General features: G+C 60.1%; 30 protein-coding genes and 3 pseudogenes. 31 read left to right on the top strand and 2 right to left on the bottom strand.

The window, feature by feature from the left end; translation table 11 throughout:
* Positions 1–8 precede the first annotated feature (8 nt).
* The 26 genes and pseudogenes from QDX22_RS08345 (at position 9) to QDX22_RS08235 (ending at position 16,498) form a co-directional block, all read left to right on the top strand.
* Positions 9–1,139 (top strand): acyl-CoA dehydrogenase family protein, encoded by a 1,131-nt coding sequence (locus tag QDX22_RS08345; RefSeq protein WP_279717742.1) that lies wholly within the window; start codon positions 9–11, stop codon positions 1,137–1,139.
* Positions 1,136–1,801, top strand: a complete 666-nt coding sequence (locus QDX22_RS08340; RefSeq protein ID WP_110111022.1) for a transglutaminase-like domain-containing protein — start codon at positions 1,136–1,138, stop codon at positions 1,799–1,801. The genes QDX22_RS08345 and QDX22_RS08340 overlap by 4 nt, the downstream gene beginning before the upstream one ends.
* A 14-nt stretch (positions 1,802–1,815) precedes the next feature.
* Entirely contained in the window at positions 1,816–2,589 is a 774-nt protein-coding gene (locus tag QDX22_RS08335) for a maleate cis-trans isomerase family protein (protein ID WP_110100946.1), read from the top strand.
* A gap of 104 nt (positions 2,590–2,693) precedes the next feature.
* The gene (locus QDX22_RS08330) at positions 2,694–3,101 is read left to right on the top strand and encodes a MarR family winged helix-turn-helix transcriptional regulator (RefSeq protein ID WP_199223087.1); all 408 of its coding nucleotides are present in this window, start codon (positions 2,694–2,696) and stop codon (positions 3,099–3,101) included.
* Positions 3,102–3,187: 86 nt separating this feature from the next.
* Positions 3,188–3,808, top strand: coding sequence for a DsbA family oxidoreductase (locus QDX22_RS08325; protein ID WP_110111021.1), 621 nt, complete (start codon positions 3,188–3,190; stop codon positions 3,806–3,808).
* The gene (locus QDX22_RS08320) at positions 3,805–4,335 is read left to right on the top strand and encodes a nucleoside deaminase (RefSeq protein WP_110111020.1); all 531 of its coding nucleotides are present in this window, start codon (positions 3,805–3,807) and stop codon (positions 4,333–4,335) included. Before QDX22_RS08325 ends, QDX22_RS08320 begins: the two co-directional genes overlap by 4 nt.
* The gene (locus tag QDX22_RS08315) at positions 4,332–4,652 is read left to right on the top strand and encodes a DMT family transporter (protein ID WP_110111019.1); all 321 of its coding nucleotides are present in this window, start codon (positions 4,332–4,334) and stop codon (positions 4,650–4,652) included. Before QDX22_RS08320 ends, QDX22_RS08315 begins: the two co-directional genes overlap by 4 nt.
* A 40-nt stretch (positions 4,653–4,692) precedes the next feature.
* Positions 4,693–5,124, top strand: coding sequence for a DMT family transporter (locus tag QDX22_RS08310; protein WP_110111018.1), 432 nt, complete (start codon positions 4,693–4,695; stop codon positions 5,122–5,124).
* Positions 5,121–6,203, top strand: a complete 1,083-nt coding sequence (locus tag QDX22_RS08305) for an MFS transporter (protein WP_110111017.1) — start codon at positions 5,121–5,123, stop codon at positions 6,201–6,203. Before QDX22_RS08310 ends, QDX22_RS08305 begins: the two co-directional genes overlap by 4 nt.
* 60 nt (positions 6,204–6,263) lie before the next feature.
* A complete protein-coding gene (locus QDX22_RS08300) occupies positions 6,264–7,151 on the top strand; it encodes a polysaccharide deacetylase family protein (protein ID WP_110100952.1) in 888 nt (295 codons plus the stop codon).
* 491 nt (positions 7,152–7,642) lie between these two features.
* Positions 7,643–8,047 carry a hypothetical protein gene (locus QDX22_RS08295; protein WP_233242848.1) on the top strand — a complete coding sequence of 135 codons (405 nt, stop codon included), beginning with the start codon at positions 7,643–7,645 and terminating at the stop codon, positions 8,045–8,047.
* An 81-nt stretch (positions 8,048–8,128) separates the two neighbouring features.
* Positions 8,129–8,434 (top strand): helix-turn-helix transcriptional regulator, encoded by a 306-nt coding sequence (locus QDX22_RS08290; RefSeq protein ID WP_233242849.1) that lies wholly within the window; start codon positions 8,129–8,131, stop codon positions 8,432–8,434.
* A 303-nt stretch (positions 8,435–8,737) separates the two neighbouring features.
* Positions 8,738–8,896 (top strand): annotated as a pseudogene (locus QDX22_RS12025) (bifunctional DNA primase/polymerase); the annotation flags it as partial.
* A gap of 28 nt (positions 8,897–8,924) precedes the next feature.
* Positions 8,925–9,622, top strand: a pseudogene (locus tag QDX22_RS08285) (SCO6880 family protein); the annotation flags it as partial.
* 51 nt (positions 9,623–9,673) lie between these two features.
* Entirely contained in the window at positions 9,674–9,913 is a 240-nt protein-coding gene (locus QDX22_RS08280; protein WP_110100954.1) for a hypothetical protein, read from the top strand.
* Positions 9,914–9,974: 61 nt separating this feature from the next.
* Positions 9,975–10,421 (top strand): annotated as a pseudogene (locus tag QDX22_RS12155) (transposase); the annotation flags it as partial.
* Entirely contained in the window at positions 10,352–10,552 is a 201-nt protein-coding gene (locus QDX22_RS12150; RefSeq protein WP_370443909.1) for an EndoU domain-containing protein, read from the top strand. The pseudogene QDX22_RS12155 and the gene QDX22_RS12150, both read left to right, overlap by 70 nt.
* 9 nt (positions 10,553–10,561) lie before the next feature.
* Positions 10,562–10,843 carry a hypothetical protein gene (locus tag QDX22_RS08275; RefSeq protein WP_279672650.1) on the top strand — a complete coding sequence of 94 codons (282 nt, stop codon included), beginning with the start codon at positions 10,562–10,564 and terminating at the stop codon, positions 10,841–10,843.
* Positions 10,844–11,180: 337 nt separating this feature from the next.
* Positions 11,181–12,488: an ISL3 family transposase gene (locus QDX22_RS08270; protein WP_117328628.1), complete on the top strand. Its 1,308-nt coding sequence runs from the start codon at positions 11,181–11,183 to the stop codon at positions 12,486–12,488.
* 6 nt (positions 12,489–12,494) lie between these two features.
* On the top strand, positions 12,495–12,824 hold the full coding sequence (locus QDX22_RS08265) for an AAA family ATPase (RefSeq protein ID WP_110101455.1): 330 nt from the start codon (positions 12,495–12,497) through the stop codon (positions 12,822–12,824).
* On the top strand, positions 12,821–13,675 hold the full coding sequence (locus tag QDX22_RS08260) for a hypothetical protein (protein WP_110099195.1): 855 nt from the start codon (positions 12,821–12,823) through the stop codon (positions 13,673–13,675). Before QDX22_RS08265 ends, QDX22_RS08260 begins: the two co-directional genes overlap by 4 nt.
* A gap of 348 nt (positions 13,676–14,023) precedes the next feature.
* The gene (locus QDX22_RS08255; RefSeq protein ID WP_110101456.1) at positions 14,024–14,275 is read left to right on the top strand and encodes an ABC transporter substrate-binding protein; all 252 of its coding nucleotides are present in this window, start codon (positions 14,024–14,026) and stop codon (positions 14,273–14,275) included.
* 88 nt (positions 14,276–14,363) lie between these two features.
* Entirely contained in the window at positions 14,364–14,561 is a 198-nt protein-coding gene (locus QDX22_RS08250) for a hypothetical protein (RefSeq protein ID WP_110099197.1), read from the top strand.
* Positions 14,562–14,916: 355 nt separating this feature from the next.
* On the top strand, positions 14,917–15,198 hold the full coding sequence (locus tag QDX22_RS08245) for a hypothetical protein (RefSeq protein ID WP_110099198.1): 282 nt from the start codon (positions 14,917–14,919) through the stop codon (positions 15,196–15,198).
* Positions 15,199–15,215: 17 nt separating this feature from the next.
* A complete protein-coding gene (locus QDX22_RS08240; RefSeq protein ID WP_158278489.1) occupies positions 15,216–15,842 on the top strand; it encodes a SatD family protein in 627 nt (208 codons plus the stop codon).
* Positions 15,839–16,498 (top strand): hypothetical protein, encoded by a 660-nt coding sequence (locus QDX22_RS08235; protein WP_110101458.1) that lies wholly within the window; start codon positions 15,839–15,841, stop codon positions 16,496–16,498. Before QDX22_RS08240 ends, QDX22_RS08235 begins: the two co-directional genes overlap by 4 nt.
* A gap of 38 nt (positions 16,499–16,536) precedes the next feature.
* Here QDX22_RS08235 and QDX22_RS08230 read toward each other — a convergent pair whose 3' ends face one another.
* Both QDX22_RS08230 and QDX22_RS08225 read right to left on the bottom strand, forming a co-directional pair.
* Positions 16,537–16,848, bottom strand: a complete 312-nt coding sequence (locus tag QDX22_RS08230; RefSeq protein ID WP_110101459.1) for a hypothetical protein — start codon at positions 16,846–16,848, stop codon at positions 16,537–16,539.
* A gap of 10 nt (positions 16,849–16,858) precedes the next feature.
* A complete protein-coding gene (locus tag QDX22_RS08225; RefSeq protein WP_110110713.1) occupies positions 16,859–17,215 on the bottom strand; it encodes a hypothetical protein in 357 nt (118 codons plus the stop codon).
* Here QDX22_RS08225 and QDX22_RS08220 point away from each other — a divergent pair.
* The 5 genes from QDX22_RS08220 to QDX22_RS08200 all read left to right on the top strand — a co-directional run bounded on the left by QDX22_RS08220 (position 17,196) and on the right by QDX22_RS08200 (position 21,612).
* Positions 17,196–17,423 (top strand): DUF4282 domain-containing protein, encoded by a 228-nt coding sequence (locus tag QDX22_RS08220; RefSeq protein WP_110101461.1) that lies wholly within the window; start codon positions 17,196–17,198, stop codon positions 17,421–17,423. The two genes, QDX22_RS08225 and QDX22_RS08220, sit on opposite strands and share 20 nt — an antisense overlap.
* Before the next feature lie 283 nt (positions 17,424–17,706).
* Positions 17,707–18,765 carry an iron-siderophore ABC transporter substrate-binding protein gene (locus QDX22_RS08215; RefSeq protein ID WP_110101462.1) on the top strand — a complete coding sequence of 353 codons (1,059 nt, stop codon included), beginning with the start codon at positions 17,707–17,709 and terminating at the stop codon, positions 18,763–18,765.
* A complete protein-coding gene (locus QDX22_RS08210) occupies positions 18,762–19,748 on the top strand; it encodes a FecCD family ABC transporter permease (protein WP_110101463.1) in 987 nt (328 codons plus the stop codon). The genes QDX22_RS08215 and QDX22_RS08210 overlap by 4 nt, the downstream gene beginning before the upstream one ends.
* Positions 19,745–20,815 (top strand): FecCD family ABC transporter permease, encoded by a 1,071-nt coding sequence (locus QDX22_RS08205; protein ID WP_183145630.1) that lies wholly within the window; start codon positions 19,745–19,747, stop codon positions 20,813–20,815. The genes QDX22_RS08210 and QDX22_RS08205 overlap by 4 nt, the downstream gene beginning before the upstream one ends.
* The gene (locus tag QDX22_RS08200) at positions 20,812–21,612 is read left to right on the top strand and encodes an ABC transporter ATP-binding protein (protein ID WP_110101464.1); all 801 of its coding nucleotides are present in this window, start codon (positions 20,812–20,814) and stop codon (positions 21,610–21,612) included. The genes QDX22_RS08205 and QDX22_RS08200 overlap by 4 nt, the downstream gene beginning before the upstream one ends.
* The last annotated feature ends 153 nt before the right edge of the window (positions 21,613–21,765 follow it).

The raw sequence follows: 21,765 nt of genomic DNA, 5'->3' as shown, positions 1-21,765 counted from the left end.
AGTAGACGATGAGCACGATTCTGACTGACGACCCGTGGTTGGGGTTCCTCGACCACCTGCGCAAGTACGCGCCCACGGCCCCACCCTCACAGAAAGCTGGATTCCCGACGGAACTGTGGAATGCCGCTGCCACGAGCGGGCTATTCAGAACGCTCGCCACCGAAGGCATCGGCAGTACAGGAATGAGCGCCGCCATCAACCGAGTCCGTGAACTCGGGCGCACCAGCCCGGATCGAGGACTGACCTTCTCAGCAGTGACCCAACTGGCCAGTACCATCTACTGCCTGCGCGCATTCGCAGAGCGACAGCTGCGGGATCGCTATCTGCCGGCAGCCGAATCCGGCACCACCATCGGCGGCCACGCGATCACCGAGGCCGAGGCCGGGTCAGACGTCATGAGCACGACCAGCACAGCGATTCTCCAGGGGGACTACTACGTCCTGAACGGTACAAAGAGGTTCATCACCAACGCACCGATTGCCTCGACCTTGGTGATCTACGCTAAGACCATCGAAGACGGCGTCGACAAGGGGCTCTCGGCGTTCCTCGTCGAGACTGGATGGCCCGGCGTCGACACTTCCCAGCCGATGCCCACGGCCGGGCTGAGCACCTCCCCGATCGGGGAGGTCGCGGTGGAGGACGTGAGAGTGCCCGCTGTCAACCGCGTCGGGCACACTGGGGCAGGCCTGTTGATCCTCGACCAGGTCATGAAGCGCGAGATCCTGCTGGCCTTTGCCGGCAACATCGGCGAGATGGAGCAGCTGGTCTCCCGCTCAGTGCAGTACGTCAACGACCGCGAACAGTTCGGGCGCAGCATTGGCAGCAACCAGCTGGTGGCAGACCGGATCGTCCAGACTCAGATCGCCATCGAACTGGGCGGAGCCCTGCTGGAATCCATCGCGGAACGACTGGACGGCTTCGAGGACTTGACCGTTCCGATCGCCGCGGCCAAGGTCTTCATCAGCGAGGCCAACGTCGACTCGGCGATCAACGCCATCCGCGTCCATGGCGGCAACGGATACCTGACTACGTCACCGTTGGCGAGCAACCTCCTCGATGCCATACCCGGAGCGATCTACTCCGGATCGAATGACCTCCTGCGCACGAAGATCGCCACCATGTTGGGAGTGAACTCATGATCGCTCGCGAACCTCAGCTGACCCAGGCGACCGCCGTGTTCGACTATGACGCCCCGAGCGTTACGCAGTTCGTTGAGGACGCTGGCTGTTACAGCGTGGCGAACGTCGCCAATTCCGTCGAGCGTCTCCACGACGCCGTGCGCGACACCATCGACTACAACGTCTTCAACGTCATGCTGAACACGGACCTTAGCGCCTCGGACGTTGTCGATAAACCTTTCGGCTTCTGCCTGCACAAGAGCATCCTGTTCGTCGCTGGCTGCCGCAAGCTCGGCGTGCCCGCCGTGCTGTGCTCCGACGTGGTCACCAACCACGTTGCCGACGCGGCGATGCACGAACTCGTCGGAGGTGAGGAGTTCCTGCACTGGTACGCACGGATCTACCTCAATGGTCGGTGGATCAAGGCCGCGCCCATCTTCAACACGCTGCTGTGCATGCTCTACGGCATCGATGTCCTCCGCTTCAATCCCAGCGGCGACGCCATCGAACAGCGCAACAGCGACAGCACCAGGATGATTTATCGCGGCGAGCAACGCTACTATGTCGATCCGAACATGGACGAACTGCTCACGCTCATCGCGACCAAGCACCCGAAGATGGTCACCGATCACGGCCGCACACCAACCTCACTGAGCCTGGCCGCAACGACGCTGCCAAACTAGAAAGGAGAAGACACGTGTGGAAATACGACGGTTGGGAATCCGACTTCAAACTCGGGATCGTCACCCCTCACGCCGACATCGGCCCGGAGGCCGAAGCCCAGGCGATGCTCGCCGGCACACGAAGCACCATCCACGGAGCACGCGTCGACTTCAGCCCGATGCACCCAGGCGGGACCATCGACGAGAAGATCGCCCATGACCCGGTCATGCAGTTCATTGCTCCAGAGATCATCGACCGCACGGTCGACAGCCTCTCCAGCTCGCCCTTGGACGCCATCGGACTGGCCTTCACCAGTTCCTCGTTCAAGATCGGAGCAGACCGCGAGCAAGAACTGCTCATGCGCCTGTCAACGGTCAGTCACGGCATCAAGCTCGACACCACGGGCACCGCGGCCACTGCCGCGATCCGAAAGCTGGGTCTGAACAAGATCGCCATCATGGCGCCCTCCTGGTTCGACGACGAGCTCTGCCGAGCCGGCGAGGCCTACTTCCGAGACCACGGCATCGACATCGTCTCCGCAACCCCCAGCGGTCCTACAGGAGGCCCGCTGACCATCACTCCGGCAGCCACCGCCGCAGCAGTGGACGAACTGGTCGCGACGACCGGCGCTCAGGCCGTGTTCATCGCCGGCAACGGACAGCGAGCTATCGGGGCGATCGATCATCTCGAGTCCACGCTCGGCATCACGATGCTCACCGCTAACCAGGTTTTGCTGTGGGCCAGCCTCGACGGAAGCGGCCTGAGATCCCAGGTGGAAGGATACGGTCGCCTCTTCTCCGAGAGGTGAGCTGCGCGAACGCACATGGTAGGGTTATGTGCATGTACACGGATCATTCTGAGCAAGCACATACCCCCCCGACGCGCAACCTCAGCGCGGCATGGTCGCAGGTTGTGGCCATCGTCGCCGCAGTGGATGCCACACTGGGTAAATGGCTCGTTGACACCTACGGAATCGGACTCACCGAGTATCGTGCAGTCCTTCACCTAAGCAGAACCGCGGAGCGGGAGCTACGTATCCACGAGCTCGCCCAGAAGGTCAGCTTAAACTCAAGCTCCGTGACCAGACTCGTTGGGCGAATGGAGGACAAGGGGCTGGCGTTCCGAGACACCTGCCCCGACGATGGACGCGGGGTCTACGCGGTCATCACTGAGAAAGGCCTCAAATCCGTGGAGGAGATCCGCGACCCCTACGATGCGAAAATCAGCGAACTGCTCTGCGACGCAGCCAAGCAGTACCCACAGCTAGATCTGGCCGGCCTTGACCACTCCTTCGAGGCGATCAGCAAGCTTACATCTTAGCATTTGGCGCCCTCGAGCGAGAAGGGCCACCTTTTACCCATATAGATGCATGCACATGCAGTAACATGATTGAAAGGACCAGCACTATGACCACGAAGATCGATGTCTTCGTCGATTACGTCTGCCCGTTTTGCTTCCTCGTTGAGGGAGCGATCGAGGAACTCAAACGGGACCGTGATGTCGAAGTGACCATCCGGCCGTTCGAGCTGCGACCGGATCCCGTTCCCACCCTGCGCCCGGAGGACGACTACCTGCCACGGATCTGGAGAGACGCCGTCTACCCGATGGCCGAACGGCTTGATGTTCCCATCAGCCTGCCGACCGTATCTCCCCAGCCGCGCACGGAGAAGGCATTCATGGTCCTGCAGCTGGCTCAGGAGCAGGGCAAAGCCGAGGAGTACTCCAAGGCGATGTTCAAGGCCTTCTTCCAAGATGACTGGGACATCGGCAAGGATCCCGTGATCCTTGACGTGGCAGTCTCGGCCGGCCTCGATCGGGAGGAGGCCGAACAGGCTCTGCACAGTGAGGAACGACGGGCCAGGCAGCAAGCCGATCAGAACTATGCGGTCAACACCGTGGGCGTCACCTCTGTGCCAGGCATCGTGGTCGAGGGCCAGTTCCTGCGCGGGGTACCCAGCGGCGCGCGGCTAAAGAAGACTGTCGACACTCTGGCCGAGGGCGCGACGGCCGCCGAGGCCCGATCATGAGCACCATCCCACCGGACGTTCTCATTCAGGCCATGAACGAGGCGGTCGTAGTGGGTGTTGAGCACGTCGAGGCCGGAGGGCTGCCCTTCGTTGGCGTGCTCGTCGACAACAGCGGCGTCATCTCTGATTTTGGAGTCAACCGGGTCAGGGAAACCCGTGACCCGACCGCCCACGCCGAGATCGTCGCTATGCGCGAAGTGCTCAACTCTGATGACCGGGACGACCTCTCCGGCACCACGCTGGTGGCCACGGGCGAACCCTGCGGACTGTGTTATCGCTTCGCTATCGATCAAGGCGTGGATGCCATATACGTCGCCGTCGATCGCGACGCCGTCGCCGAATGGGGCTTCGACTACCGCACCAGCTACCTCTCGCTCGGCATTACTGATGAGCTTCGGTCCACCGTCTTCAACTCCTTTCCGGCCGAACGAGGCAACGAACCGTTCGCTCGCTACTTTCACACACACAGATCAACAATGGACGCTGACCAGCGTTCGAATGCACCTTTGAAAGGACATCCATCATGAGCTGGCTCTACCTCGGAATAGCCGTCATCTTCGAAGTCGCCGTTGGCATCTCCGCCGGAAAGGCGCAGGGCTTCACCAAGCTTTGGTGGAGTATCGCCACCCTCGTCAGCGGAGGCATAGCCACCTTCTTCCTCAGCCTGGCCCTGCGGACCTTCGACGTCGGCGTCGGCTACGCACTGTGGACCTCCTTGGCAGGAGTCGGCATCGTCGTCCTCGGCGCGCTCTTCCTCTCCCAGAAACTAACCTGGAAAAAGCTCCTGGGCATTGGCGCCGTCATAGCCGGTGTTGTCGGCCTCAACCTTGCTGGCGCCGCTTAATCCCACGCCTGCACTATCACCTTCAGAAAGGATCATTCTCATGGCTACCACTGCCAATCATGAGACCACCACTCCGACAGACATTGAGAAGAAGGCTGGCGCCTGGCTCGCCCTCCTCCTCGCCGGAGGATTCGAGGTTGGATACGCCCTGAGCGTGAACGGAAGCAATGGTTTCACAAACCCCACATGGTCCCTCGTGGCCATCGTGTTCTTCCTGTTCACTCTATTCTTCCTCAGCGTAGCCCTGAAGAGAATCGATGTCGGCATCGGCTACGCTGTCTGGGCCGGCATCGGCGCGGTCGGCGCCGCCCTGCTGGGGCCAGTCTTCTTCGACGAGACACTCACCCTAATCAAGGGGTTCTGGCTCGCAGTCATTATCGGCGGTGTCATTTGGCTCAAGCTCGCTGACAGTCCAAAGCTCTCGGCGAAGTCAGACAGTACCTCCAGAGCGGCTACGGAACTGCACAAGTGACCTCAGCGCGGCCCAGCTCCTACGGCATCGTAGGTCGAATAGCGGTTGCGGGCTGTGGTGGTTTCGCCGCGTTCTATACCTTCTACACCACAGCATCAAGCGCTCTAAACGAGTCAGGCATCTCATCTGGAGCACGAGTAGGCATAGTGATGCTCGTCGTCGTTGCCGTCCAGCCGCTTCTTATCATTGGGCGGAGATGGGTCAGGAATCGCCGCGTTGCCGTCATGCTGGCACTGGCGGCTATGGGCTTGGGCAGTGCGATCCTCCCCTTGATGAACCAGTGGCCAGGATCACTACTTCTCGGCCTTGGCTTCGGCGTCTTCGTGGTGATGAGTACCGTTTGGGTCAAAGAGCAGGCAGCATCTGACCAAACCGGCCGCGCCCTCGGCACCTATGGCTTTGGCTCAGCGGTGGGCGGAGCGCTCGGAGCCCCGATAGGCCTCTATGCTGCCGAGCTAGGAGGGCAATTGGCCGTAGCGCTCGTCGGGAGTGCCTTCGCGCTGAGCGCATTGGTCCCGGCAGGGCAGGCGAAATCGCCCACCGACAACCGTTCTAATCTACAGCTGGGCAGCCCGTCGGTGGAGCTCGCCGCGCCTGATTCTCTGAAACGCTCGCGGACTTTTTCTACCGCCACTATTGTCATCACCAGCCTGGTGGGTCACCTTTTCGCCGTGAGTCTCTACGCCGCCGTTCTGTCCTCAGTCGGCGACACAGAGGGTACGTGGCTACCGGTTCTGGCTGCGTTGATGGTCCAAGTGTGCTTGGCGCTGGGTCGCCTGGTGGGAGGCCGCCTATCTGATCGATATCCGCCGCTTGCCATCCTTGTGACAGCAGCCGGAATCCTTGCCTTATCAACGATGGTCTTCTCTGTCGTTCTCTCTCGTCTGGGCATACTCCTAGCCGTTGCAGTCATCGGATTTACGTCTGGGGTAGGTCAGACGGCAGCGCTGACCGCCATGATGCGACGCGCCCGCACGTCCAGAAATACGGAGATGGCCAGTGCAGGATGGAACATCGCCTTCGACGCTGGCTTAGGTATCGGTGCACTCGCTGCTGGATGGGCCTTCTCTCAAGGCTAGGTCACTTTTAACATCACCTTTCCGAACGAGCAATCAAGATCATTCAAGGAGGAACTCAAAGTGTCTAAGAAGATCATGGTGTCTATCGGTATTGACGTTGACGCCGTCGCCGGGTGGCTTGGCTCGTATGGTGGGCAGGACTCACCTAGCGATATCTCGCGTGGAATGTTCGCGGGTGAAGTCGGGGTTCCTCGGCTGCTCAAGCTGGCACAGAACCGCGAGATTCCAGTGACATGGTTCTGGCCGGGGCATTCGATTGAGACGTTCCCTGAGCAGTTTGAGAGGACGCTTGCGGCTGGACACGAAGTAGGTATGCACGGGTACAGCCATGAGAATCCACTGTCGATGACGAGGGAGCAAGAAACGGAGGTGGTCGACTACTGCCTGGAGTTGTTTGAGTCGCGCATGGGTGGGCGACCGGTGGGATACGTAGCCCCGTGGTGGGAGTTCTCGAGAGTCACTAACGAAATCCTGCACGAGCGTGGATTCCTGTACGACCACTCACTCATGCACGACGATCACACTCCTTACTATGTGCGCGCCGGCGACGAGTGGACACCGATCAACTTCGATGCGGCTTCGGCCAAGGAGTGGATGAAGCCTCTGGAACGCGGGACAGAGACAGACCTCATCGAGATTCCAGCAAGCTGGTATCTCGATGACCAGCCGCCAATGATGTTCGTCAAAGGAAGCGCGAACAGCCACGGATACGTAACTCCCCGAGCGCTCGAGTCGCTGTGGAGGGACCAGTTCGACTGGGTCTATCGCGAAATGGACTACGCAGTCTTTCCGATGACGATCCATCCCGATGTAAGCGGTCGCCCACAGAATCTATTGATGCTCGAGCGGTTCATCGAGCATATGTCAGAGCACGACGGTGTCGAGTTTATGTTCATGAAGGACGTCGCGACAGACTTTAAACAGCGATTCCCCCGCGTTCAAAAGTGATTGGCCACAATAAGAAGGGAGGGGCTCATCGCTCTAATTGGGTATCGAATGATAGTCGACCGTTTTTTGAGAACCCGGATTCACTGTTGTCAGCTTGCCACGATTGCAGACCTGCATTTGCGTAGCTCTGTTCGTCCGCGCAGGTTTCGCTCCAGCCGACGTGTACTCCATGTGCTCAGCGGGCGGTGTCCGCCTGAGGCCAACGGTCGCAATGGCAGCAATGGTTACCTAGCTGTTCCAACACTGCACGAAGATCCGTCAGCCTAATTTTCTCTGCACTACCCACGCCCAAATGAATAGGCGATGAAGCTCCCGCAGCCTGGGAGGGAGAGCAAGAATCCATCAACATATTGAACATTCACACACCCCTTCCCGACTTCGAGTTCGCGCCAATACTTGCGAGAACGAAAACCCTCCATAGGCCGATAGGTCCGACAGCATATGATTGCACCAAACTTATCGTTATCTGTGATGGATCAGCTTTCCTCACCGTGAACTCCAATCGGCGGGCTGTTAATGCCGGTGATGTTGTCTTGCTGGGAGCAGGGGTCTTTTGCGGATCCGACCCTGAGCCACAAATCCTAACGAGCACCGTCTATATTGACCCAGACTATGCACCCCACCAGCTTTACTGGCAGTACGTCAACGTCATTCGAGACCGATTAGATACGCAAGATTTCGCGGATATCATCTACGCCGATCCCGCTCAGGTTCGCCACCTCGGCGAGGGGCGGGTTGGGCTACTGATGCCCTGGGTAGATGAAATTGTGAAACTGAGTCTGGACCCACACGGACTTAGTCTCCACGCTCACCGAATGCAAGTACTGTGGTTCTCGATCCTTGATGTCGTCGTGCTGTTCGTGCAAGTTACTCCAGTGCGGATCTCGCCCGGGTAGCGCGCAAGCACGTTGCCGACCCGACCACGGCATAGAAAATTCTCTGCAGTTCGAGCAGAAGCACTACAAGCCGCGGACCTGATGAGGCAGAATCTTGCGCACTCGTGGACCTGTGCAGAACTCGCGTCAGCCACACCCCTGTCGGCTTCGCGATTCAGCCAAGTATTTGTGGCGGCGTTCGGCAAGACCCCGCACGCGTGGCCGACGATGTTGCGTGTCGAAAAGATGGCTCGCTTGTTCCGAGATACAGATGATGCGATCCACAGCATACTCCGACAAGTTGGATGGGCGAGTCGAGGACATGCGGCACGTCTCTTCCGCCAGATCATGGGCATGAGCCCAAGCCGCTACCGTGCACTCAAGCGCACCGAGCAACAAGCCTTCTGACTGGTTCTGATCTGACGGATCTCGGTCCGAATATTCGGATCATTCGCACCATACGGCACATGGTTCCTTGTTTTACGACTATGCCGGTGTATACACCAGGTGCTCCGACGGACTTGGCGGCCAACCTCCTCATCCACTGACCGTCTCGACCGTTGGGCGCCCTGGCTCACCTCACAGGTGACCAGTCGGGAGGAGACCACACGGTGCGAACACGGAACTACGCGCGGACCATCCGGCAGTGCCCGAGCGTGCCCTGGCACGCTCCCAATCACCGGTGCTGGCACCCGGATCGAGCTCACGCTCATGAGGTCCAAACGCAACGCCGTGTCGAGAGCGCTCCAGAACGTGGGGGCATCGGGATCGATTCCTGCTGCCGCGCGCGAGTTCGCCCGCATGGGCGTGCTGGTGTTCGTGTGCGCTCCGAACGGGAAACACCCGATCACGCCGCAAGGCTTCCACGACGCGACAACCGATCTGAATCAGATCGAGGAGTGGTGGCGGACTCCGGGGTGGGCGAATGTGCTGCGACAGGAGATGAGAACAATGACCTCGGCACTGCGGGCCGCGGACCTGTCATTCACCGAATGGCTGAGCACCGGACAGATCGCCGTCATCCTCCGCTCCGCCTACGATCCCGCGATCGCCTCGACCCTGGACCGTCATGGCGACCTGGGCCAGGAACTGGCCACGGCCGGACTGGTCGCCGTGAACGAGGCCTGGGGGCATCTGCGCACGGACTCCGCCTATCACGCGGTGCTATGGGTTTCGGAATGGCCCAGGTCTCTCGTCCACCCAGGCTTCCTCGCCCCGGTGTTGCTGTCGACGGGAGTGCTGCGGTCGTTCTCCCTCATCGTCACGCCGATGCGCACCGATCAGGCCGCCCGCGATATCCGCAAGAAGAAGGTGGAATACGTCTCGGACGACGCCCAGCGGGCCCGGATCGGGCAGATCGAGGACGCCTCCCAGAACGCGGAGTACCAGGAGCAGCAGACCGACCTCACCGCCGGGCACGGGGTGTTGCGCTACAGCGGTCCCGTCTCCGTGACCGCTGACACGCTTGAGGATCTCGATGCGGCGGTCTCGGCGATCACCAAGGCCGCGATCCAGTCCTCCTGTGAGACCCGCAAGCTAGTCGGACAGCAAGCGAAGGCGTTCACCGCCGCTCTGCCACTGTGCCGACAGGTCTGACGAGTCGGGTGTACCTGAGGGGCATCACCGGAGACGAAAGAAGGTGCCGTGATGCCTACGCCTGCCCATCCTGCCGAGAGCGCAGAAGTTGCCAACACTGCCTTGCGAGATCTTGCGGACGCGACCATGGCGGTCAGAGATCCGGACCAGTTGTATGTCGTCATCTCCGACACCCTCGGAGGGGTGCGGGCCCTGGACCGGATTCTGCGCCGACGCGCGGAGGCCCACACCCGTCACCGGGAGCACGCGATCTGGGGTGTATCTAGGTTCTTGGACAGTTTTTTGAGATGAGAGGATCGAGATCATGTTAGCTAGTTGGAGGCGGCAGTTCTGTCCGTAGTTTAGGGCCGAGGCGGTGCAGTTGGTTTTGCAGTCTGACCGTTCGATGGCCCAGGTCGCTAGGGAGTTGGAGATCAATCCCGGCGCTTTGGGTAACTGGGTGCACAAGCACCGGAAGGCCAATCCAGCGCCGCAGCCGTCGCTGAGTCCGACCGATTATGGCAGGCTAGCTGTAATTCCCCGCGAGTGTTCACAACCTCCCGGGGAACTACACCTAGGAATCCGGAAAACCCGCCAAAACTCCAGCCTGAAGGATTTGAGCCCCTTGATTCGAAGCAATGGAACCACATCCTCTACGGAGAACGAGATAATAAAAGTTTTTCGGAAGCGCCGAAGGGCAAGGGCGGCCACTATCCAGGATTTGGGTGGATTTTTGAGAAGGAACGAGGTGTGCCTCGCACTGAGTTCCCTGAAGACTGGTCAAGAGACGATATTGCAGGCGCGATTGAAGAGGTGCTAGATCATGGTGAAGCGCTTGTGCGTGGTCATCGTACGTTACATAGGAAGTCTGTCGACGGTGTTGTTGTGCGAGTTGTGACGAGTCGGCGCAAGAATGGCATGAGATTCATTTCTACGGCACACCCAGAGTAAGATTGATATATGAGGTCCTATTTTGAGATTTTCTCTTCATTGAGGGATATCCTTCTTCCCGTGGTGGGGGATCAAGACACGACTATGGAAATTGCGCTGAGTTTGTCAGAACATAGGGAAATTCCTCTAGCTGTTGGCTTTTGTCTGACCTTGGCTTTAGAAGAAGACGTTCGTGTTCCGATGGAACTCTTGGATGAGGTTGCTCAGATGTTTGATGAGGATGATCCGGATGATGAGATTGCCATCGAGGATATTTCGCGTTTGCGTGAGTTGAATCAGCGAGTGGCATAGATCTACTTTTCACTGCCCCGTACCCGTTTGTGGTGCGGGGTTTTGTTGTGCCCGGTTGCTGGTGTGGTGTCCGGGTTTTTAGTGGTACGCGCCCGTTTTTTAGTGGTACGCGCCCGTTTTTTAGTGGTACGCGCCCGTTTTGCGCGGTCTCTTGATGAGTTGAAGGAAAGGGTGTGGTCGGGTTGTCCGAAAACACTGAACCGTCCTGGGTTTTGTGGCTCTTCACAATCGAGGGTGTAGACGGGGGTCTCGGGGAAGTGGCGCGTCGATAGCTGGATAGAGGTCGAGGCCTTCCGATGGTGGAAGTTCCTACACAAGCCATCTGAAAGACCTCGACGTGCCTAACGCTACCTTCGACGACTGTGACCTGACCAAGTTTTGCCGGCTGGACGAGCTCGGCCTTCAAGCTACCGGGCAACGGGTGGAGCCCGGGCGGGCGGTACTGGCCTGTCGGGTGGTGGAGCCAGATGAGTGGTGTCACCGCTGTGGTTCTCAGGGCACCGCGCGGGGCACGGTGATCCGCCGGCTGGCGCACGAGCCGCTGGGCTGGAGGCCCACGACTCTGCACGTCACGGTTCGGCGCTACCGGTGCGCCGACTGCGCCCACGTCTGGCGCCAGGACACCACCGCCGCGGCAGAGCCGAAGGCCAAGCTCTCCCGCCGTGCCCTGCGCTGGGCCCTGGAAGCTCTGGTCGTGCAGCACCTGACCATCGCCCGGGTCGCCGAGGCGTTGGGGGTGCGGTGGAACACCGCCAACGACGCCGTGCTGGCCGAGGGCAAGCGTCTGCTCATCGACGACCCGGCCCGGTTTGACGGGGTCACCGCGATCGGCGTGGATGAACACGTCTGGCGCCATACCCGGCGTGGCGACAAGTACGTCACCGTGATCATCGACCTCACACCACTGCGCGTCGGCACCGGTCCGGCGAGGTTGCTGGACATGGTCGAGGGCCGCTCCAAACAGGCCTTCAAGACCTGGCTGGCCGAGCGTCCGGCTTCCTGGCGGGATGGCGTGGAGGTGGTGGCGATGGACGGGTTCACCGGCTTCAAGACCGCAGCCACTGAGGAGATCCCCGAAGCCACCACGGTCATGGACCCCTTCCATGTGGTCCGCCTGGCCGGAGACGCGCTCGAGCGATGCCGCCGGCGAGTCCAGCAACAGGTGAACGGCCACCGGGGCCGCAAACAGGATCCGCTCTACAAGGCCCGCCGGACCCTGCTGACCGGGGCCGACCTGCTCACCGAGAAGCAGTATTCCAGGATCCAGGACCTCTTCGAGGCTGACGAGCATGTGGAGGTCGAGGCCACGTGGGCGTTCTACCAGCACATGGTCGCCGCCTACCGCCAGACAGACAGGGCCGAGGGCAGGGCGATGATGGAGCAGCTGATCGCCAAGCTGGGCCGGGCAGTGCCGACCAAGCTCATCGAGCTGGCCGGTCTGGGTAGGACGCTGAAGAAAAGGGCGGCAGACATCCTGGCCTACTTCGACCGCCCCGGAACCTCCAACGGACCCACCGAGGCCATCAACGGACGACTCGAACACCTGCGCGGATCCGCCCTGGGCTTCCGGAATCTCACCAACTACATCGCCAGGTCCTTGCTCGAGAGCGGAGGATTCAAGCCCCGTCTACACCCTCGATTGTGAAGAGCCATGAAACTGCGCGAAATGTCGAAGGGTATGCGCGAGAAGATCCAGATCGCGCTCACCATGTCCCGCCGGGCCAAGCTTTACCTGCTTGATGAACCGATCAGCGGTATCGACCCGGCCGCGCGCGACGAGATCCTCGACACCGTCCTCAACAACCTGGCTCCCGACTCACTGTTGGTGATGTCAACTCACCTCATCCACGACCTTGAACCTGCTATCGACACGGTGGTGTTCATGCGCCACGGTCGTATCACGCTCACCGGCAACGCCGACGATCTGCGCGCTGAACACGGTCTGAGTATCGACCAGCTTTTCCGAAAGGTATTCCGATGACACTGACACTCTTAAAACACGAGTTCATCCGCACCCGCGTTCTGCTTGCGATCATCATCGGTGGCGCCCTCGCGGCGAGTGCTTTAGGCACGCTGCTGATGTGGATCAATCTGCCAGTCGTGAGTCACTTCGGGCCACCACTGATCGTGTTACCGATCGTGGCGCTCGTGCCCGCGACTCAAATCGCCCTCGCCATCGACTTTTGGTGTTCAGGGTTTCGCAGTGGAGGCTACCTCACTCACGCGATTCCGGTGAAAGGCGCAACTATCTTCTGGACGAAGTTATTGCACATGATGCTGGCGACGGCGGTCGTATTGATCATCGGATTCCTGCTGTTCTGGGCCGCCTGGTTCACGTTTGCGAGCTCACCAACCGCTGCTGGTTTGGGCCCTGAGGAGCCGAACTTGTTCGTGGCGTTGGGCTCGGGACTAGAGGCTATCAGCGACTTCATCCCGCTACCATTGCTCCTCGGAGTGTACCTGCCGATCGTGGTGCTATTCATATTTTTCACCTGGCCGGTGATGTACGCATTCATCGCCTCTGTCGGTAGCGAGGGTCCATTCGGTCGAATGGGCATTGGTGGCCTGGTTTTGATGGCCGTGATCACCTACGTCGGTAGCCAAGCCATTATCTTTCTTGCGATACTGGCTATTCCGTTGGGATTCGACTTCACTGTTGTTAGTGACGATGGAACACCGCAGCTGGTGGTCATCAACACCCTCGAGATCGCCTTTGCCGATGGTGACAGCGCCATCATGCCACTCGGCGTGTTCGTCGGAACGATCCTCACGCTTGTCATCGTCATGTGGCGCACCCACCGTTCCTGGAATCGGCACGTTTCACTCAACTAATTGTGCGGTGATGCGGCGGGCAGGATCCTAACCTGCCCGTCGCTGGCAGTGTGCCGGCACCGTTCGTGGTGGATGTGATTATTTTCTGCGGTCACGGCGATTCCCTCGGGATACCTGATAACTATCTATTGGTCTTGCATAACGATATAAGACTTGCCGTCGATGTGTTGTCGAGTACTCACACACTGTAAGGTCGACAAGGTGTCGTGAGGTGGCACCGGTACCGTCCCACCGTGGCTACCTCGAAGGAGATCCCATGAATCGTTGGGAAAAGACCCGGAACAGACTCACCACTCTGGTCGGAACCGCTGTTGTGCCTCTGACACTTAGCGCCTTCGGGGGCTATGAGTGGGTCCGAAGCTCAGCGGAGACGCCATTGTTGATCTCGACCCCGACGTGATCCTGGCACCGCGCTCAGGTATGACCCAGAAGCAGTACGACCTGCTGGACGATATCGGTCTGAGAGCGGCTTGTCTCGAGTTGACGTGGACCATCACGTGGGAAGAACAGATTCACACCGTCGCCACCGTTCTGGGGGAAGAAGACCAGGCCCCGAAGCTGATCGAAGAGATCGACCAGGAATTTCACGACCGTAGCTAGGAGGAATAGTCCAACGACACCTTCTCGTATATACCAGAAGGGACCAGGCACACCGGGCCTGCTCTTTCCTGGAGAGTAGCGCGTCCCGATGGAGAGCAAATTCGGTTTGACCGTAGACTCGGCGCTGATCGGACTCGAGAACATCGATATGCTCAAGAATCCCGATCTGAGTTTTATCTGGTATGACGATAAGGAAAACCGGAAAGTGATCGAAGGCCAAGATCTCTACGCTTCGATTCTGGCAATTGACAACGGTGTTGTGGTGGCACCGACCAGTCTTTGGTGACCGCATCCTCCATTATGAGCCCATTAACTGTGCCCTGGGTGCTGGACCGATACGAGACCCATGATCGATGAGACCGTCCAGAATGCTGAGGGCGAAGGCTCCGCGGACCACGCCGAGTAAAACACTAGTTCGCACCTGTCCTGCGCGGTGGCGACGACGCCTCCTGACAGCAGGTGCTGGCAGCCCGCTGGCCACCCGCCCTGGTCGGGGCAGTGGTCGGTGCTACTCTGGCTGTTTATCCAGGAGCTGACCCGCAACCCGCTGGAAGGGCCAGGGCTACCCCGGATGCCCACCGGGGCCTGCGTCGCGGTGGTAAACGGCTACTGCCTTCTTCGCATTACTCGGTGCCATCGCCGTGGTGATCCTGGTCTCGGTGCTAAGTCGGTCCTCCGGTAGCGAATCGGTCGTACCGCTGAGCCTGGCCGGAGCATGGTTTGACACCCACTGGGCGATACTGCCCGCGGTGCTTCTCGGTCATGGCAAACTCATTGCCGAAGATCCCGCCGCCCTGCTCCTCACCGCAGAGTTGGTCCACCGGGTCTTTGGCCCCGAGTGTGAGATCTTCCCTGACCCGCGCCCGATCGCAGAACGCACCGAGAAGTTCACCTCAAAAATAGTTATACTAGCCTCTATATAACTGTTATGGTTATATACATGACGAGCGTTCCCGTGATTTTCGACATCGTGGGGTCCCGTGATCTTCCCGATCGTGTCGTGGCCCATTCTGTGATCATGGATGCTTTTGCCCGTATCGAAGAGCAGATTGTGCCCGACCATCCGGCCTGGGCCACAGTGGGCGACGAGTTCCAAGCGGTCTACTTCTCGTGGCAGGACGCGGTGCGAAGCCTGTACCGTGTGCATCTTTTCTTGCCGGCAGAGGTCCAGGTACGTGCTGGAGTGGGCATGGGACGTATCACGACGATTGCTCGTAGCGTCACCGGGCCAATTCATGACGGGCCCGGCTGGATCGCAGCCCGGGAAGCCCTTAACGAAGCCGAGGTGCTCCAGCAATCCTTACCTGCCGTCAGACACCGCCTGCGCGGGGAGGATGCCGACCTGGCGGCGGCGGTTAACGCTCAATTTCTGGCCGTTGACCAGGTACTGGCCCGGTTCAAGTCCCGCGAACGTCGCATGGCCGGAGCCTTATTGCACGGGGTGACCCAACGGGAGATCGCCCAGTCCGAAGGAATCAGCCAGGCGGCAGTTTCCAAAGCCGTGCATCGGTCTGGGGCAGCTATGCTGTTACGGTTAGATCGCGAGTTGGCGGGGGAGACATCATGATGTTTGGTTGTGCCCTGCTAGTCATCGGGGTCAGTGATCTACTGGCCGTGTTCATCCGCCGGATGCCGGCCCGGTGGCTGATCGCGACGGTGTGGTGGCTACTGACCCTCATTGGTGCCACGGTCGTGACCCACTGGTGGCACGCAGCCGTGGCGGTCGTGCTCGCTCTCGTCTGGATGGTGGCTAGCCAACGCCACCTGATCTGGCGTGGTCCAGTGCTGGTCGTGCTACTGGCCGTGGTTTTCGGTGTCACGTGGGCGACTGGAGATCACGAGCCCAGCCCGATCGTTATGGCGACCGGATCGTTGGTGTTCTTATCCAGTACCGGCAATGAAGTGGTGCGCAGTGTTTTGGAACTTACCGGGCGTCACGAGATGCCCGGCCAACACCGGCCCCCGGAGGAGGAAGGCTCCACAGCCTCCTCACTGCGAGGTGGTCGTATCATCGGTCCGTTGGAACGGATCATCATTTATGTGCTGGCCTTGACGGGTGCCCAAGGCATTGTGGCAGCCCTGATTGCCGCCAAAGGGATTGTGCGCTTTCCCGAAATTTCCGCCGATCGTCGGATCGGGGCCCGGGCGGAAGAATTTCTCATCGGGTCCTTGACGAGCTGGGGTCTGGCCGGAGCGCTCGCGGCTGCCACGCTCGTTCTCTAGGCCCCATCTGTCGTGTTCCCTCAGTCCGGGCGGGCCGGTCACCGCCCGGTCAGGCGCATCAGTCTCCGGCCGGCCACGATGATCTCGGCGGGGGTTTGCGCGGGATCGCAGAACAGAACCGGGGTACCGGCTTGAGGTTTCCCGGCGCAACGGGGCAGATGCGCGGTGGCTCGACTCAGGGTTGCCACCGCCGGGGCCAGTGAATCCGCCCAGCGAGTGCGTAGCAGTCGGGCAATCCGTTGTATCGGTTCGGGTAGCATGAGACAGGTGCCGTCGAGCCCGTCAAGGTAGCGTCGCGGGTGATGGGGATCCAGGCGTAACCAGCCGGTGAATTCCCCCGGTTCGGCCACGCCAGTGGGTTCACACGCCAACAGAATCTGGGTTTCGGCTCCGGACCCGATCGGCCCAGCCGGAGCTGTCGGGCTGGGCGACGGCCTGTACCGAGGTGGTGAGGAAACCGATGCCGTGGAGTCGGTAGCCACCGGCCCGACGGAACACCTCGGCCGACGCCGGGTTATCCTCACCGATATAGGTGACCCGCAGGGGGCGGCCCACCAGTCCACCCCGGGCCAGTCCGGCCCTAAGCCCCCTAACTCGCGAACGTCCGTGGAAGACAGAGGCGTCTTTGCCTTTCTGTTTGATATGTCGGTCGATAGCTTTGTAACCATCAAATTCACGAAGTTTATCTTTAATTTTGATGATCGTTCTGGTCGCCATGTCGCTGATCTTTGGCTGGCTGGTGCCAGCATTTAGCATGATGGGGACAGATGCCGCGCCGTTCGGGATATTGTGGTTGCTGTTTGGGTGGATCTTTCCCGTCATTCAGCTCGTGTTGTTCCGTGTGGTGCTGGAGCTATTCATCGCGACGATTCGCACCGTGCAGAATACCGCTGGTACTCGCCAGGAAATTCAGGTGCTGCGTTAGGAGCTTGCGCAGCGCAACTGAGTTTCACAGCTAATCCGGCTGTTTTTAAGAGGCGATCGCCCGTGTGGTGATCGCCGCTTTGATGTGTGTGATGGTCGTGGCTGTGAGTGCAGATCGACATCGTCGCCAGCTTGAGTTCTGCCGACCTTTCTAACATCCAATTGATGTTGCATAACAAAGTAAGTGTACCCTAAACTTTAAGGTCGAGTAGATACACACCGTGGGCTCGATGAGGTGTCCTCAGCAAGCGCTGTTTGGCCTTGACTACCTAGAAAGGGATTTCATGAATCATTGGCAGAAGACCCGACACGGAATAACTGTTGTGGCAGGAACTGCTGTTTTAGCTCTGACACTCAGCGCTTGCGGTGGTGAGAACGGGCCAGATGACCAGGCAGAGGACAACGGTGCATTCGAAACCGTGGAGATTGAACATGCCCTGGGTACCGCAATTATTGAGGACAAGCCCGAGCGCGTCGTGACCCTTGGTCAGGGCTCGACGGAGACGGCCATTGCCCTAGGTGTGACCCCGGTGGGTATTGAGGAATACCCATGGGGTGCTGATGACACCGGCTACTTGCCCTGGATCCATGAAGCCGTGGAAGAGGTCGGTGATGAATTGCCCGAACAGTTCACCGGCGGTACAGAACTTGATATCGAAGCCATTGTTGATCTTGAACCCGACGTCATCCTCGCACCGTGGTCAGGTATTACCCAGGAGCAGTACGACCTGCTCGACGATATCGCACCGACGGTAGCTTATCCGGAGTTGCCCTGGACCATCACCTGGGAAGAACAGATTGAGACCGTCTCTACCGCACTGGGCGAAAAAGAACGGGCCCCGGAGCTGATTGATCAGATCGAGCAGGAATTCGAAGACTATAGTCACGAGGAATGGTCTGACTACACGTTCTCTTATATTTACAACGATGGACCAGGAACGCTCGGCGTGTTCTTCCCCGGAGAGCAGCGCGTCCAGATGGTGAGCAAGCTCGGGTTGCAAGTGGATCCGGCAGTTGAGGACATGAAGGAATTCGAGGTCGAAGGGACCGACTCGGCAATGATCGGACTCGAAAACGCTGATATGCTCAATGACTCCGATCTGATCTTCACCTGGTATTCCGATGAGGACAATCGCGAAGAGACGGAAGGACAGGACCTCTACGCCTCAATTCCGGCGATCGACAACGGTGCCGTGGTAGCACCGACCGACCAATCCTTTGTAACCGCATCCTCCATCATTAGCCCGCTGACGGTGCCCTGGGTGTTGGACCGTTACGAGCCGATGATCGATGAAGCGGTCGAGAATGTGGAGGGTGAAGGCTCCGCTGACGACGCCGAGTGAAAGCCTGGATCGCACCTGTTCTGTGCCTATTCTTTTTGCTGCTAGCCAGTGCCGCATCAATCGCCTACGGGTCTCGGGAGAATGACCTCCGCGAGGTAATTGACGTGTTGCGCGGTGGCGGTGACGCCCACTTACAACAGGTTCTGGCAGCTCGCTGGCCACGCACCGTGGTCGGTGCCACCGTCGGTGCCTCCCTGGCCGTTTCGGGTGTGATTATCCAAGGTCTCACGCGTAACCCACTGGGTGAACCCGGTCTGCTGGGTGTGACCACGGGGGCCTCAGCCGCTGTGGTCACCGCGGTTGCGTTCTTCGGGTTCTCCGCTACGGTCGGGCCCGCCACGGTGCTGGTCGCATTACCCGGGGCCATCGTCGTGGTGGTCTTGGTCTACGTCCTCAGCCGGTCGTCCGGAAGCCAATCGGTGGTGCCCCTCATTCTAGCGGGGGCCGTGGTCTCGGCGGTGCTGACCGCCTATATTCAAGCCATGGTGCTCACGCGGCCACAGGTTTTCGACTCCTACCGGCACTGGGTAGTTGGTTCCTTGGCTGGAGCCCAATTCGAAACCCTGTGGGCCGTACTGCCCGCGGTGATCCTTGGACTGCTCTTGGCCGTGATCCTTGCCCCGGGGCTGAACACCCTGGCCTTGGGTGATGAGGTGGCGGTGTCGCTGGGGGCCCCAGTCGTTGCCATCCGTGCCGGAGGAATTCTGGCGGCCACGCTGTTGGCAGCAGCCGCCACCGCGGCGGTGGGACCTATCGCATTCATCGGGTTGGCAGCCCCGCACCTGGTGCGGTCCTTGGTTGGTGGTGACTTTCGGCAGCAGGTACCCGTTGCCATTCTGCTGGGAGCCTCCCTGTTATTGGCCTCCGACGTCGTGGCTCGGGTGATCACCCGGCCCGAAGAACTCATGGTCGGTGTCGTGACCGCCTTTCTGGGTGCTCCCTTTCTCTTGGTGGCGGTACGCCGCGGAAAGGTGGCAGTATGACCACCGCACCATCCCGTTCACGCCCCACGCTACGACGTGGCGAGAACATGTTGACCCTCGGCAACATTGTGGCCATTCCCTACAGCCCCCGGAGCGCTGTACTGGCCGTGGTGTCGATTCTGGTTATTCTGGTCTTGGCAACGGGCATTGTGGCTTGGGGGCCGATGGGGCTTGGGCCGGCCGAACTGAGCGCGCTGCTGAGAGGGGAGGCTGAACCCAGCACGATCTTTGTGCTTGAACGCCTCCGTGGCCCCCGGGTATTAGTCGCTATCGGCGTCGGTATTGCTTTAGGACTCGCCGGGGCGCTGTTCCAAACGGTCACCCGTAATCCGCTGGGTAGCCCCGATGTGATCGGGTTGAGCGCTGGAGCTGGTGCTGGAGTGGCGGTGGCGACCATGTTCTTTCCCGGGATGGTTTCCGCATCGGTGGGTTCTCTCATCGGCGCGGCCGTCGCGGTCGGACTGGTGTGGATTTCTACCGGCTTGGGCTTTGCCTCCCCCTCTCGGGTCATCGTGACCGGAATCGGTGTGGCCGCGATGTCGCTGTCGATCACCCACTACGTGGTGGCTGTGGATGTGCGGGATTCTGCCTCCCAGCTCGCCGCCTACCTTGCTGGGTCACTGGGGGCACGAAATATGGAACACGCCACGACCATCGGCATCGCCCTGCTGGTGCTGATCCCGGCGGTCATCGCCCTCAGCCACCACCTGACTCCGATGGATATGGGCGATGAACTGGCCGATACGTTGGGTAGCTCGGCTACCAGCACGCGCGCCTGGGCGATTGTGCTTGCGGTCATCTTGGCCGCCATGGCGGTCTCTGTGTCCGGACCGATTGCCTTCGTGGCGCTATCGGCGCCACATATTGCACGCCAAGCCACGCGCACCCCGGGCCCCCACCTGTTTCTGTCCGCCCTGGTGGGTGCACTGATAATGTTGGCCGCTGACTTCTTGGTTCAACACGTCCCGCTATTTGACGGGCTCCCGGTGGGGGTGATCACCACCGGTGTCGGCGGGGTGTATTTGGGATACTTGCTGATCAGTACGTGGAGGAGGTCCACTCGATGAGCACCTCATCGCTAGCAGAGGCATCATTACAGGCCACGGGCATCACGGTGGGCTATGGCGGGAAGCCACCGGTTTTAGAGAATCTGGACTTCCAGGTTCCTGCCGGACAATTCACCGCGATCGTAGGGCCCAATGGCTGTGGCAAATCCACGTTAGTGAAAACCTTGGCCCGGACCCTGACCCCCTCCGCCGGTCACGTGAGCCTGGATGGGCGCCCCTTGGACCGGTACCGCTCTAAACAGATTGCCCGTCGTGTGGCATTACTTCCACAAGATCCGGTGGTCCCCGATGGGGTCACGGTCCGTGGGCTGGTCGCTCGAGGACGCCACCCCTACCATTCGGCACTGCGCCAATGGGTGGCCGGTGACGACGGAAAGATTGCAACGGCTATGGCCGCCACCGACGTGACTGCCCTGGCCGACCAGCCGGTCGCAGGACTGTCTGGAGGCCAGCGTCAGCGTGCCTGGATCGCAATGATTCTCGCCCAGGACACCGAGTACGTGCTCCTCGATGAGCCGACGTCCTTCCTGGATCTAGCCCACCAGATCGAGGTCTTGACGATCTGTCGCCGAATGCGCGATGAACGTCGCAGTGTGGTGGCAGTGCTTCACGACCTGAATCAAGCCGCCCGCTACGCCGATCAGCTGGTGGTCTTAGCCGGCGGGAACATTGTCGCAACCGGGGCACCCCACAATGTGCTCACCGCCGCATTGGTGCATGAAGTCTTCGACTTGGAGTGCGAGATTTTCCCCGATCCGCAATCCGGTAGCCCCATGGTGGTGCCGCTGGCTCCTTAGCCTCGCAAGGGTCATTGGCAGGGTAATGTCAGCACTTCCTCCGGGCGTGCCGGCGGTGGTCCTCGAGGAGATCGACAATATCGTCGGGCGATTTGCGTCACTGGTGTTGGATCACCAGGGTGGGGTATGTCGCGGGGTGATGAGGCCGGGCAC

Source organism: Auritidibacter ignavus (genome assembly GCF_029853775.1).
In the GTDB taxonomy this organism is placed as follows: domain Bacteria; phylum Actinomycetota; class Actinomycetes; order Actinomycetales; family Micrococcaceae; genus Auritidibacter; species Auritidibacter ignavus.
Note: the sequence above shows the minus strand (reverse complement) of the source record. Positions and strands in the feature narration are given on the sequence as shown.